Raw genomic sequence first — 12,704 nt, forward strand, 5'->3', positions numbered from 1 at the left:
TCCTAGACTCGGGGGCATGTCGCTCCTCGACTCGATCGCCGGTCCACGGGACGTCCAGGCCCTGGCGCCCGACCAGCTCGAGGGCCTGGCCGCCGAGATCCGCGACCTCCTCGTGCAGACCTGCTCGCGCATCGGCGGGCACCTCGGCCCCAACCTCGGCGTCGTCGAGCTGACCATCGCCCTGCACCGCGTCTTCGACAGCCCGCGCGACCGGATCGTCCTCGACACCGGCCACCAGTCCTACGTCCACAAGATCCTCACCGGGCGCGGCGGCCAGTTCGACGGCCTGCGCAAGGAGGGCGGCCTGTCGGGCTACCCGAGCCAGGACGAGTCCCCGCACGACATCGTCGAGAACTCCCACGCCTCGACCGCGCTGTCGTACGCCGACGGGCTGGCCAAGGCCTACGCGATCCGCGGCGAGGACCGCCACACCGTCGCGGTCATCGGCGACGGCGCTCTCACCGGCGGCATGGCCTGGGAGGCGCTCAACAACATCGCGATCGCCAAGGACAGCCGGCTGGTCATCGTCGTCAACGACAACGGCCGCTCCTACACGCCGACCATCGGCGGCCTGGCGAACGCGCTCACCACGCTGCGCACCAACCCGCGCTACGAGCAGGTCCTCGACCTGGTCAAGAAGCGCCTCAACGCCGTCCCCGGCGTCGGCCCCGCGGCGTACGACGCCCTCCACGCGATGAAGAAGGGCCTCAAGGACGCGCTCGCCCCGCAGGGCCTCTTCGAGGACCTCGGCCTGAAGTACGTCGGCCCGGTCGACGGCCACGACCTCGTCGCCATGGAGGCCGCGCTGGAGCGGGCCAAGCGGTTCGGCGGCCCGGTCATCGTGCACGCGCTGACCCGCAAAGGCTTCGGGTACGACGCCGCCGAGCGGCACGAGGCCGACCAGTTCCACTCCCCGCAGCCCTTCGACATCGAGACCGGCGAGGAGAAGGCCCGCGGCCGGATCTGGACCGACGTCTTCTCCGACGAGATCGTCCACATCGGCCAGCGCCGCAAGGACGTCGTCGCGATCACCGCCGCGATGATGCACCCGGTCGGGCTCGACCACTTCCAGAAGCGCTTCCCCGAGCGCACCTTCGACGTCGGCATCGCCGAGCAGCACGCCGCGACGTCGGCGGCCGGGCTCGCGATGGGCGGGCTGCACCCGGTGGTCGCGGTCTACGCGACGTTCCTCAACCGCGCCTTCGACCAGGTGCTCATGGACTGCGCGCTGCACCGCACCGGCGTGACCTTCGTGCTCGATCGCGCCGGCGTGACCGGCGACGACGGCGCCTCGCACAACGGCATGTGGGACATGTCGGTGCTCCAGGTGGTGCCCGGCCTGCGCCTGGCCGCACCTCGCGACGCCGCCCGGCTGCGCGAGCTGCTCAACGAGGCCGTCGAGGTCGAGGACGCCCCGACCGTGGTCCGGTTCCCCAAGGGCCCGCCGCCCGCGGACGTCGAGGCGGTCGGCAAGGCCGGCGGCGCCGACGTGCTGGTCCGCAACGGCACCAAGGACGTGCTCGTCGTGGCCGTCGGCTCGATGAACGAGGTCGCGCTCGGCGTCGCCGACCGGCTCGTCGCCCAGGGGATCGGCGTCACCGTCGTCGACCCGCGCTGGGTCAAGCCGGTCGACCCCGCGGTCGTCGAGCTCGCCCGCGAGCACCGGCTGGTCGTCTCGGTCGAGGACAACGGCGTGGTCGGCGGCTGCGGCTCGGTGCTGCTCCAGACCCTCGTCGAGGCCGGCGTGACCACCCCGGTCCGGCTGCGCGGCATCCCGCAGGAGTTCCTCCAGCACGCCAAGCGCGCCGCGATCCTCGAGCGGATCGGCCTCACGCCGCAGGCGCTCGCCCTCGACATCGTCGAGTACATGACCTCCCTCGACGAAGGTCGTTTACCCGTCGATGCCGCCCACGCCGACCACCCCGTCTGACCGACTCCGCCGGAGCCCGCGGGGTGCGGTCAGGGCCCTGCTGGTCGCGCTCCTGGTCTGCCTGCTGCCCGGGTGCTCGCTCCTCCACCGGAGCGACGACCCGGACGGCGCCGCCCGGGTGGCGGTCGCGCCCGCGCCGGCCGACGTGGTCGTGGCGGTACGGCGTGCGCTGGACCGCCGCGCCCGGGCGGTGCGCCGCGGGGACCGGCGCACCTTCGCCGCCGGCCTCGCCCGGCGGTCGGCGCGGGTGCGGGCCCAGCAGCTGACCTGGTTCGACAACCTGGCCCAGCTGCCGCTCGCGGAGCTCCGCTACACCGTCGACCGGCAGAACATCGTGCGTGACGGCGAGGGCTACTGGGTCGTCGTCGAGCAGTCCATGCAGCTGGCCGGCTACGACGCCGAGCCGGTCGTCACCCACGACCGGTTCCGGTTCCGACCCGCCCCCGGCAACGTCCGACGGATGCGGCTCACCTCGGTCACCGACCCGGCCTGGGAGGCCGAGCACGACGTGCGGCCCCAGCCCTGGGACCTCGGCCCGGTCGAGGTGCGCGGTGGGTTCGGCGTGCTGGGCGTCTTCGACGCCGAGAGCGTTGCCGCCGCGTCCGGGGTGATCGCGTCGGTCGAGCGCGGCATCACCGACGTCTCGGCCGTCCTGCCGCAGGGCTGGCGCCGCACGGTGGTCGTCTACGCGCTGTCCTCGACGGCGTTCCTCGAGACCATCGACGAGCTGCCCGGGGGCGACCCGGAGCGGCTGGACGGCGTCGCCTTCCCGGTCGCGGCCGGCCCCGGGCGGGCCGGTGCGGCCGCGACCCGCTTCGCGCTGCACCCGCGGATGCTCACGCGCGCCGGCCCGCAGCGCGACCGGCTGGTGCGCCACGAGCTGGTGCACGTCGCGCTCGGCGAGCGCGACGACGACGTACCGGTGTGGCTCAGCGAGGGCATCGCGGAGTACGTCTCGGTCCGTGCCGTCGACCCCGCCGACCGGGTGGTCGCCGAGGCGGCCCTCGGCCGCGCCCTCGCGGGGATCGACGGGCTGCCGACCCGCGAGTCGTTCACCGCCCCCGGCGACGAGCCGGTCGTGTCGTACGGCGTGTCCTGGTGGGTCTGCGAGTACGTCGCCCGCTCGTTCGGCGAGGGCGCCCTCTGGGCCCTGCTCGACGCCCTCGCGGAGGAGGACGCCGACGAGGCCGACGTGCTCCGCCGGACCCTGGGCCTGACCGCCGACCAGCTCGCGAACCGGGCCGCGCGGCTCATGGTCGCCACCTTCGTCCCGGGCGTCGAGGCCACCCCATAGGCTGGGCGGGTGACCCAGGAACCCCGTCTCGTGCACATCGTCGACGAGGTGCCGGAGCTCGACGACGCCACCGACCTCACGCTGGTGATCGTCCTCGACGGGTTCCTCGACGCGGGCAACGCCGCAGCGCGCGCTGCCCAGCACCTCGTCGACCTCTCCGACGCGCCCGTGCCCGGCGGCAAGGTGGTCGCGACGTTCGACGTCGACTCCTTCCACGACTACCGCGCACGGCGTCCGGCGATCTCCTTCGTCCGCGACCACTACGAGGCGTACGACGCGCCCCGGCTCGTCGTCCGGCTCCTGCGCGACACCGGCGGGACGCCGTACCTGCTCCTCCACGGCCCGGAGCCCGACAACCGGTGGGAGGCCTTCGCGCGCTCGGTGCGCGAGGTCGTCGAGCGGCTCGGCGTGAGCCGCGTGGTGGCGATGGGCTCCGTGCCGATGGCGGTGCCGCACACGCGGCCGATCGCCATCACCCACCACGCCAACGACCACGCCGAGCCGGTCGGGCAGAGCCCGTGGCGCGGCGAGCTGCGGGTGCCCAGCAGCGCCCAGGCGCTGCTCGAGGTGCGGCTGGGGGAGTGGGGCCACGCCGCGCTCGGCTTCGTCGCGCACATCCCGCACTACCTCGCGCAGCTGGACTACCCGAAGGCCTCCGCCGTGCTGCTCGAGCAGCTCGAGCGCGGCGGCCGGCTGACCATCGACCTCTCCGGGCTGCGCGCGGAGGCAGAGGACCGCGAGGTCGAGATCGCCCGCTACCTCGCGGCCAACGAGGAGGTCGCCGAGGTCGTCGCCGCGCTGGAGCGGCAGTACGACGCGTTCGAGCGCTCCGAGGAGTCCGGCAGCAACCTGCTCGCCGAGGACCAGCCGCTGCCCAGCGGCGAGGAGCTCGGCCAGCAGTTCGAGCAGTTCCTCGCCGCGCTCGACGAGGACCCCAAGACCGGCACCGACCCCGGCAACGACGAGGACGGGGAGGGCTGAGTGCCGCGCGACGCCGCCGACCTGGTCGAGCTGCTCGACCTGGAGACGATCGACACCAACCTGTTCCGCGGGCACCAGCAGGTCTCGTCGCTGCCGCGGGTCTTCGGCGGGCAGGCCGCCGCGCAGGCGGTGGTGGCCGCGGGCCGCACCGTCGACCCGGCGTACGTCCTGCACTCGCTGCACTCCTACTTCCTGCAGCCCGGGGACACCTCGGCGCCGATCATCTTCGACGTCGAGACGATCCGCGAGGGCCGCTCGTTCGCGACCCGCCGGGTGCTGGCGCGCCAGCACGGCCGTCCGATCTACGCGCTGACCGCGGACTTCCAGCGGCCCGAGGAGGGCTGGGAGCACCAGCAGGTCGCGCCGGTCGTGCCGCCGCCCGAGGAGTGCCTGGACCCCAAGAAGCTGCTCGGCCAACCTGACGACGACCCCGAGTGGGGCGTGATGGAGCTGCGGTACGCCGGCAGCTCGCTCGACGGCGGGCTCGAGCCGGACGAGGCGCGGCCCGGTCGGCAGCGGGTGTGGCTGCGCGCGAAGGGGACCCTGCCCGACGACCCGTTCGTGCACGTGGCGGCGTTCGCGTTCTTCTCCGACATGACGCTCATGGGCGCCGCGCTCGCGCCGCACGGCATCCGCAGCGGCAGCCCCGAGGCGATGGTCGCGTCGCTGGACCACTCGATCTGGTTCCACCGGCCGTTCCGCGTGGACGACTGGTGGCTCTACGACCAGGACTCGCCCTTCGCCGGCGGCGGTCGCGGGCTGGTGCACTCCCGGGTGCACACCGCGGACGGCACGCTCGTGGCGTCGGTCTCCCAGGAGGCGCTGCTGCGCAAGCCGCGCGCGCCTCGGCAGGAGGCGGGCGCGTGAGCTCGTCCGCGGACAACCCCGTCGAGGAGCTCGTCGCCCTGCTCGACCTCGAGGACATCGACGCCGACCTGTTCCGCGGCGCGCAGCCGCCGTCGGGGCGCGCGCGGGTCTACGGCGGGCAGGTCGCGGCGCAGGCGCTGATCGCGGCGATCCGCACGGCCGGCGAGGACTTCGCCGTCCACTCGCTGCACTCCTACTTCCTGCTGCCCGGCGACTACTCCGTCCCGATCGTGTACGACGTGGAGCGGATCCGGGACGGCCGGTCCTTCCTGACCCGCCGGGTCGTGGCCCGGCAGCACGGGCGCGCGATCTACTTCCAGACCGTCAACTTCCAGCGGCCCGAGGAGGGTTGGGAGCACCAGGACGCCATGCCCGAGGTCGGCCGCCCCGAGGACGGCGCCGACATGGCCGACCTGATGCGGCGCTCCGGCACGGCCGAGGCCGACGCGCTGGCCGCGGAGTGGAGCGCGCTCGACGTGCGCCACCTCGGCACGACCCGCCGCGGCCTAGCCCCGCACCCCGAGCACCCGGCCCGCGCGCAGCTGTGGATGCGGGTGCGCGAGCGGCTCGCCACCGACGACCCGGTGACCCACCTGGGGCTGTTCACCTACGCCAGCGACATCAGCCTGCTCGGCTCGTGCCTGGCCGCCCACGAGACCGACCCGGCCAGCACGATGATGGCGTCGCTGGACCACACGATCTGGTTCCACCGGCCGTTCCGCGCCGACGAGTGGTGGCTCTACGACCAGTGGTCGCCCTCGGCGTCGGGCGGGCGCGGGCTGGCGCTCGGGCGGGTCTACACCGAGGACGGCACGCTGGTCGCCACGGTGGCCCAGGAGGGCCTGATCCGGCCGATGCGCTGAGCTACGTCGTCCGGGCCCGGAGGTCAGAGGTCGGTCGTCCGGCCGGCCAGGTGCGGGGCGCCGGAGCGCGGGCTGCTCAGCGAGAAGGCGTAGCCGTCGTCGAGCGGCCGCGACCCGAAGGCGACCGTGCCCGGCAGCAGCACCGGCTTCTTGAACGCCACGTCGACGCGCACGGCGTCGGCGAGCCGGTTCTCCAGGGCGGCGGTGCAGCGGGCCAGCGTCCACATGCCGTGCGCGATCTGGCGGGGGAAGCCCAGCGCCTTCGCGGTCAGCGGGTAGAGGTGGATCGGGTTGTGGTCGCCGGAGACCGCCGCGTAGGTCCGGCCCAGGTCGCCGGGCAGCGACCAGGCCGTGCCGCCCGCGGGCGCCTCGGGGAACGCCGTGCCGGCCGGGGCCGACTCGTCGCCCTTGCCGCGGCGCAGGTAGGCCGAGCTCTCCTCCCAGACCGTCTCGCCGTCGGCGGTCACGGTGGTGCGGAAGTCGAACACCCTGCCCTTGGCGTGCGGCCGGGCCGGCCCGACGGACACGCTCACCGCCAGCGACTCGCCGATCCGCACCGGGCGGTGCTGGGTGATGGAGTTCTCCAGGTGCACGGTGCCGATGGCCGGAGCCGGGAACGCCGGGTCGCTCATCAGCGCCATGTGCAGCGGGAACGCGAGCAGGTGCGGATACGGCAGCGGGACGGTGTCCTTGACCGGGAACCCGCACACCGCGGCGTACCGCTCGACGTGCGCGCGCTCGACCGTGACCGGCGGCCGGCTGAACGACAGCCCGCTGAACCCGTCGGCCGACGCCTTGCGGATGCCCGGCAGCTGGCCGACGACCGGCAGCGACGGCAGGGCCGCCTTGAGGAGGGTGGTCAGGCCGCCGGCGTCGCCGGAGACCTCGCGGGTGGGGATGTCCTGCTGCTTCGACGAGCCGGCCATCAGGCGCCCAGCATCATCTGGCCGCAGACGCGGACGACGTTGCCGTTGACCGCGCTGGAGGCGGGGTTGGCGTACCAGGCGATCGTCTCGGCGACGTCGACCGGCAGGCCGCCCTGGGACATCGCGTTGAGCCGCTGGCCGACCTCGCGGGTCGCGAACGGCACGGCCGCGGTCATCTGCGTGATGATGAAGCCGGGCGCGACGGCGTTGATCGTGATGCCGTTGTCGAGCTCGTCGGCCAGCGAGTCCACCAGGCCGATGACGCCGGCCTTGGAGGCGGCGTAGTTCGTCTGGCCGACGTTGCCCGCGATGCCGGCGATCGAGGCGACGCCGATGATCGAGCCGTTGGCGTTGACGACGCCCTGGTCGAGCAGCTCGCGGGTGATCCGCTCCGGGGCGGTGAGGTTGACGCCGATCACCGACTCCCAGCGGTCCTCGGCCATGTTGGCGAGCTTCTTGTCGCGGGTGATGCCGGCGTTGTGCACGACGACGTCCACGCCGCCGTGCTTCTCCTTCAGGTGGTGCGCGATCCGCTGCGGCGCGTCCTTGCCGGTGATGTCGAGGGTCAGCCAGTCGCCGTCGAGCTCCTTCATCAGCTTCTGGAGCGGGTCGGCGGCCTGGGGCACGTCGACGCCGACGACGGTCGCCCCGTCGCGGTGGAGCACGCGGGCGATCGACTCGCCGATGCCGCGGCTGGCGCCGGTCACGAGCGCGACCTTGCCGGCGAGCGGCTGCTGCCAGTCGGCGACCTCGCCGGCGACCGTCGCGCCCCGGGCGCCGATGCGGACGACCTGGCCGGAGACGTAGGCGGACTTGGGGGAGAGGAGGAAGGCGAGCGTGCTGGTGACCGCGGCCTCGGAGCCCTCGGCGACGTAGACGAGCTGCACGGTGCCGCCGCGGCCGATCTCCTTGCCGAGGCTGCGGGTGAAGCCCTCGAGCGCGCGCTGGGCGACCCGCTCCGCGCCGCTGACCTGCTCCGGCGGCGTACCGAGGACGACGACCCGCGGGTTGGTCTCCAGGCTGCGCAGCAGCGGGGTGAAGAAGTCACGCAGGGCGACGAGGTCCGCGGAGGTCGTCAGGCCGGTGGCGTCGAAGACCAGGCCCTTGAACCGCTGGCCCTCCTCGGGCGCGCCGGTGACCTCGGTGGAGGCGATGCCGACCGTCTCGAGGATGCCGCCGAGGGACTCCGCCAGCCGGCCGCGACCGCCGAGGCCGACGGTGCCGGTGACGAGCGGCGCCCCCGCCTCGTACCGCTCGAGCTTGGTGGGGTTCGGCAGGCCGAGGTTCTTGACCAGGAGCTTGCCGATCGGGGAGGACGTGAAGTCGCGGTAACGGTCGCTCATGCTGCTCCATGTAACTAGAGGTGTAACTCGGAGTCCACAATTCGTGACGTGGCCCTCATGTCCTTCTGAACTCCGGGCATCGGGGCAAGGATAGGAACATGGAGACCACCACTCGCCGCGTCGCCGTCCTCGGCGGCAACCGCATCCCCTTCGCCCGGTCGAACGGTGCCTACTCGACCGCCTCGAACCAGGACATGCTCACCGCAGCGATCGACGGGCTCGTGGCCCGCTACGGCCTCGAGGGCGAGCGCGTCGGCGAGGTCGTCGCCGGTGCCGTCCTCAAGCACGCCCGCGACTTCAACCTCGCCCGGGAGTCAGTGCTCGGCTCCAAGCTTGCGCCGACGACGCCGGCCACCGACATCCAGGAGGCCTGCGGCACCGGCCTCCAGGCCGCGATCCAGGTCGCGAACAAGATCGCGCTCGGCCAGATCGACTCCGGCATCGCAGGCGGCACCGACACCACCTCCGACGCACCGGTCGCGATCAGCGACAAGCTGCGCAAGAAGCTGATGAAGGTCAACGCCGCCAAGGACACCAAGGGTCGGCTGACCGCCCTCGGCCAGATCCGCCCCGGTGACATCGGCCTGGAGATCCCGAAGAACGGCGAGCCGCGCACCGGCCTGTCGATGGGCGACCACGCCGCGCTCACCGCGCTGGAGTGGCAGATCACCCGCGAGGACCAGGACGAGCTCGCCGCCACCTCGCACCAGAACCTCGCCGCGGCGTACGACAAGGGCTGGAACGACGACCTCGTGACGCCGTTCCGCGGCCTCGAGCGCGACAACAACCTGCGCCCCGACTCCACCGTCGAGAAGCTCGCCAAGCTCAAGCCGGTCTTCGGCAAGGGCGAGTCCGCCACGATGACCGCCGCCAACTCCACCCCGCTGACCGACGGCGCCTCCGCGGTGCTGCTCGGCTCCGAGGAGTTCGCGAGCGAGCACGGCCTCGAGCCGCTCGCGTGGTTCGTCGACTCCGAGACCGCGGCCGTCGACTACGTCCACGGCGGCGAGGGCCTGCTGATGGCGCCGGCGTACGCCGTGCCGCGGATGCTCGCGCGCAACGGCCTGACGCTGCAGGACTTCGACTACTACGAGATCCACGAGGCGTTCGCCTCGCAAGTGCTCTCGACGCTCAAGGCGTGGGAGGACCCGGTGTTCTGCAAGGAGCGCCTCGGCCTCGACGCCCCGCTCGGCTCGATCGACCGCGCGAAGCTGAACGTCAACGGCTCCTCGCTGGCCGCCGGCCACCCGTTCGCCGCGACCGGCGGCCGAATCATCGCCAACCTGGCCAAGCTGCTCGCGGAGAAGGGCTCGGGCCGCGGCCTGATCTCGATCTGCGCCGCCGGCGGCCAGGGCGTCGTCGCGATCCTGGAGCGCTGACCCGTACCCACCCCCGGCGGGCTTCGGCTCAGGCCGGGGGGTGGGTGGCCAGCGCCAGCGCGGAGGTCACCAGGTAGTGCCGCACCTGGTCGGGGCTGATCTGCCCGACCGTCGGCACGCCGGGGGCGGCCTCCTCGACGAGGATGCCGAGGCGGGCCAGCTGGAGCGCGCCGAGCCCGCTGGCGTACAGCGTGTTGGCCAGCAGCGCCGGCTCGGCGACGTGGAAGTCGCCGGTCTCGACGCCGTGCTCCAGCGCCGTGCTGAGCTGGCGCAGGCATGAGGAGATGCCGCGCCCCAGCCGGAAGAGCGCGCTCTCGCTGATCTCGTCGAGCAGCTCGGTGCCGGTGCGACGCATCAACGCCTGCGCGCAGTCGACGAAGGCCGGGTGGGCCAGGCCGTAGTCCACGAACGCCGTCACGATCGCCGCCAGCCGGTCGGGTGCGGCGTCGACGCCGTCGGCCGCCTGTTCGAGCGCGCCGCGCAGCTCGTCGAGGTAGGAGACCAGCGTCAGCGCGAAGATCTCCTCCTTGCCGGAGAAGTGCCGGTAGACGATCGCCCGGTTGATCCCGACCGCCGTCGCGATGTCGTCGATCTGTGCGTCCCGCACACCGCGCTCGTCGAAGAGCCGCCGCGTCGCCGCGATGATCTCCTGCTCCCGGGCCCGCCGCCGGGCGGCCGCTGCGGAGCGCCGCCCGTCGGTGCGCTCGGTCGTCATGAGGCCGATCGTAGCGATCGTGCAACTCGGAGTTGCACGGCTGTGACGCATTCGGCGTGAGGGCTCGTGATCCGAACTACTGGTGGAAGTCGGCCCGGCGCGGCGCCGCCCCGCGGAGAGCCCGGTCCGCCGACCGACTTCGACCAGTACTTCGGCAGATCCGGCCGGCGCCGGAGCCCGTCCGCGCGGTCAGCCGAGGGTCAGCGCGCCGAGGAGCACCGCGACCGCCGCGGAGCCGGCGGAGTTCGCGGCCAGGTGGATGCCGTGGCCGGAGGCGTAGGCGACGCTGCCGGCGGCGAACGACGTCCACACCCGCCTGCTCGCCTCCGCGGCGGCCAGGGTGGCGGCGGCCGGCGTCAGCACCAGCCACGGCACGACGAGGTCGAGCCAGTCGGCCCAGCGGGTGCCCTGGGGAGCGCGGCCGAGCCCGTCGGGCAGCAGGCCGAGGTGGTGGAGCACGGCGTAGGACAGCGCCGTCGTCGCGAGCCACCGGGAGTGCACGGCCACAGCATGCCGCCCTCGGGGGCTGGACCGGCTCAGCGGTCGACGAGCGAGGGGTCGACCTCCTGCCAGCGCCCCATCGACTCGTCCCAGAAGACGAGCACGGCCGCGCCGTCCTCGGTGTTGGTGCCGCGGAAGAGGTGGCCCGGCGGGAGCGGGGTGTCCTCGATGTCGGCGTTGGCCTCGTAGCCCGAGACCTGCCAGAACTGCACGTTCCTCACGCGTCCTCCTCCTGTCGGGCGACGACAGACCCGTACCCACCCAGGGGTCGGGTCTGCGGGTCAGGGGTTGCCGCCGGGGAGAAGGGCGCGGACGGCGTCGACGGTGTCGACCTCGTCGGGGCGCTTGTCGTGGCGGTAGCGGACCACCCGGGCGAAGCGGAGTGCCACCCCGCCGGGGTAGCGGGTCGAGCGCTGCACGCCGTCGAGGGCGATCTCGACGACCTGCTCGGGGCGGACGTGGACGACGTGCTGGTCGCGCGAGGTCTCGAGCCCGAGGAAGCGCTCGGTCTGCCAGGCGAGCATCTCGTCGGTCATCCCCTTGAACGTCTTGCCCAACATCGTGAACCCGCCGGTGGCGGGGTCACGGGCGCCGAGGTGGATGTTGGAGAGCAGGCCCTGCCGCCGGCCCGAGCCCCACTCGACGGCGAGGACGACCAGGTCGAGGGTGAGGACCGGCTTGACCTTGACCCAGGCGGCGCCGCGGCGGCCGGCGTCGTACGTCGCGGCGAGGTCCTTGACCACGACCCCCTCGTGACCGGCGGCGAGCACCTGCGCGACGAACGCGTCGGCCTCGGCGACGTCGGCGGTGACCAGGCGCCCGACGCGGTGAGCCTCGGGCACGAGCGACTCGAGCGCGGCGAGCCGCTCGGTGCCGGGGGAGTCGAGGAGGTCGCGGCCGTCGAGGTGCAGCAGGTCGAAGAAGTACGGCGTCACCGCGACGCGACCGTCCGACGCCTGGGCGGTGCGGGACGCGGTCTCCTGGAACGGTCGCGGCCGGCCCTCGGCGTCGAGCGCGATCGCCTCGCCGTCGAGCACGAACCGCTGCGCCGGCAGCGCCCGCGCGACCTCGACCACCTCGGGCAGCCGCGCGGTGATGTCGTCGAGCGACCGGGTGGCGACCAGCACGTCGTCGCCGTCGCGGTGGACCTGGATCCGGATCCCGTCGAGCTTGGTGTCGATCGCGACCTCACCGCCCGGGCCGCCGGCCTTCACCATCGCCTCCGCGGTCGAGGTCGCCGACGAGGCAAGCATGGGCAGCACCGGGCGACCCACCTCGAGGCCGAAGCCCGCGAGCGCCTCCTCGCCCCCGGTCAGCGCGGCCACGGCGACGGCCACCGTCGATCCGGCGAGCATCGCGGCGCGGCGCACCGCGGCGAGCGGCACGTCCCCGGCGGCGGCCACCGCCTCCTGCACGAGCGCGTCGAGTGCCCCTTGGCGGACCTCCCCGGTCACCAGCCCGCGCAGCCAGGTCTGCTCGTCGGCGGTGGCCCGGCCGAAGAGGTCCGCGACCGCGGCGGCTCGCGCGGCCTGCGAGCCGGGGCCGGCCAGTGCGGCGATCGCGTCGAACACCTCGTGCACACCGACCACGGTCAGCGACGGTTCGGCCGTTGGCGGGGGCAGCGAGCCGAGCGAGCGCCACCCGAGCCCGGTGCGGCGCTGGCGCAACGACCCGGCGACGTACGACACGACGGTCGCGACCTCGTCCGGGTCGGGCGCGGCACCGGACCCGGGCGCGGGCTCGAGGAGGCGCCCGAGCAGCTCGGCGACGGCGGCGACCTTGGCCTTGCGGGACCGGGTCGCGGCGACGGCGCGGGAGGTGACGACGAGGTCGGCGAGGAGCACGGAGCCATCCAAGCGCGGTGTGACCCGGATATCACCCGGCGGTGGCGGGTCGGCGCGTATC

At 73.6% G+C, this 12,704-nt stretch carries 12 protein-coding genes; 6 read left to right on the plus strand and 6 right to left on the minus strand.

What is annotated here, in order from left to right; all coding sequences use genetic code 11:
- Positions 1-16: 16 nt before the first annotated feature.
- From dxs to H7344_RS01380, 5 genes are read left to right on the plus strand one after another with little or no spacing between them, the layout of a single operon-like run.
- Positions 17-1,930 (plus strand): 1-deoxy-D-xylulose-5-phosphate synthase, encoded by a 1,914-nt coding sequence (gene dxs, locus H7344_RS01360; RefSeq protein WP_186344217.1) that lies wholly within the window; start codon positions 17-19, stop codon positions 1,928-1,930.
- Complete coding sequence (locus H7344_RS01365; protein ID WP_186344218.1) at positions 1,902-3,224, plus strand: gluzincin family metallopeptidase; 1,323 nt, start codon at positions 1,902-1,904, stop codon at positions 3,222-3,224. Before dxs ends, H7344_RS01365 begins: the two co-directional genes overlap by 29 nt.
- 9 nt (positions 3,225-3,233) lie before the next feature.
- Positions 3,234-4,205, plus strand: a complete 972-nt coding sequence (locus tag H7344_RS01370) for a PAC2 family protein (RefSeq protein ID WP_186344219.1) — start codon at positions 3,234-3,236, stop codon at positions 4,203-4,205.
- Positions 4,206-5,072 (plus strand): acyl-CoA thioesterase, encoded by an 867-nt coding sequence (locus tag H7344_RS01375; protein WP_186344220.1) that lies wholly within the window; start codon positions 4,206-4,208, stop codon positions 5,070-5,072. It begins immediately after the preceding gene.
- The gene (locus H7344_RS01380; protein ID WP_186344221.1) at positions 5,069-5,935 is read left to right on the plus strand and encodes an acyl-CoA thioesterase; all 867 of its coding nucleotides are present in this window, start codon (positions 5,069-5,071) and stop codon (positions 5,933-5,935) included. The genes H7344_RS01375 and H7344_RS01380 overlap by 4 nt, the downstream gene beginning before the upstream one ends.
- A gap of 23 nt (positions 5,936-5,958) precedes the next feature.
- Here the strand turns inward: H7344_RS01380 and H7344_RS01385 are convergent, their stop codons facing one another.
- Positions 5,959-6,861 carry a MaoC/PaaZ C-terminal domain-containing protein gene (locus H7344_RS01385; RefSeq protein WP_186344222.1) on the minus strand — a complete coding sequence of 301 codons (903 nt, stop codon included), beginning with the start codon at positions 6,859-6,861 and terminating at the stop codon, positions 5,959-5,961.
- A complete protein-coding gene (locus H7344_RS01390; RefSeq protein WP_186344223.1) occupies positions 6,861-8,204 on the minus strand; it encodes a 3-oxoacyl-ACP reductase in 1,344 nt (447 codons plus the stop codon). The genes H7344_RS01385 and H7344_RS01390 overlap by 1 nt, the downstream gene beginning before the upstream one ends.
- Before the next feature lie 98 nt (positions 8,205-8,302).
- Between H7344_RS01390 and H7344_RS01395 the strand changes: the two genes are divergently transcribed.
- Positions 8,303-9,583, plus strand: coding sequence for an acetyl-CoA C-acetyltransferase (locus H7344_RS01395; protein WP_186344224.1), 1,281 nt, complete (start codon positions 8,303-8,305; stop codon positions 9,581-9,583).
- 28 nt (positions 9,584-9,611) lie between these two features.
- Here the strand turns inward: H7344_RS01395 and H7344_RS01400 are convergent, their stop codons facing one another.
- The 4 genes from H7344_RS01400 to H7344_RS01415 form a co-directional block, all read right to left on the minus strand.
- Positions 9,612-10,298: a TetR/AcrR family transcriptional regulator gene (locus H7344_RS01400; protein WP_186344225.1), complete on the minus strand. Its 687-nt coding sequence runs from the start codon at positions 10,296-10,298 to the stop codon at positions 9,612-9,614.
- A 189-nt stretch (positions 10,299-10,487) separates the two neighbouring features.
- A complete protein-coding gene (locus tag H7344_RS01405; RefSeq protein ID WP_186344226.1) occupies positions 10,488-10,799 on the minus strand; it encodes a hypothetical protein in 312 nt (103 codons plus the stop codon).
- Between the two features lie 35 nt (positions 10,800-10,834).
- The gene (locus H7344_RS01410; RefSeq protein WP_186344227.1) at positions 10,835-11,020 is read right to left on the minus strand and encodes a hypothetical protein; all 186 of its coding nucleotides are present in this window, start codon (positions 11,018-11,020) and stop codon (positions 10,835-10,837) included.
- 60 nt (positions 11,021-11,080) lie between these two features.
- Positions 11,081-12,643 (minus strand): ATP-dependent DNA ligase, encoded by a 1,563-nt coding sequence (locus tag H7344_RS01415; RefSeq protein WP_186344228.1) that lies wholly within the window; start codon positions 12,641-12,643, stop codon positions 11,081-11,083.
- Positions 12,644-12,704: the final 61 nt, after the last annotated feature.

The sequence above is a fragment of the Nocardioides deserti genome (assembly GCF_014266025.1).
In the GTDB taxonomy this organism is placed as follows: Bacteria; Actinomycetota; Actinomycetes; order Propionibacteriales; family Nocardioidaceae; genus Nocardioides; species Nocardioides deserti.

Bases quoted from the DNA above. Each gene is read 5' to 3' on its own strand.
- H7344_RS01365 (WP_186344218.1), top strand. From the start codon at position 1,902: ATGCCGCCCACGCCGACCACCCCGTCTGACCGACTCCGCCGGAGCCCG.
- H7344_RS01390 (WP_186344223.1), bottom strand. From the start codon at position 8,204: ATGAGCGACCGTTACCGCGACTTCACGTCCTCCCCGATCGGCAAGCTC.
- dxs (WP_186344217.1), top strand. From the start codon at position 17: ATGTCGCTCCTCGACTCGATCGCCGGTCCACGGGACGTCCAGGCCCTG.
- H7344_RS01385 (WP_186344222.1), bottom strand. From the start codon at position 6,861: ATGGCCGGCTCGTCGAAGCAGCAGGACATCCCCACCCGCGAGGTCTCC.
- H7344_RS01395 (WP_186344224.1), top strand. From the start codon at position 8,303: ATGGAGACCACCACTCGCCGCGTCGCCGTCCTCGGCGGCAACCGCATC.
- H7344_RS01400 (WP_186344225.1), bottom strand. From the start codon at position 10,298: ATGACGACCGAGCGCACCGACGGGCGGCGCTCCGCAGCGGCCGCCCGG.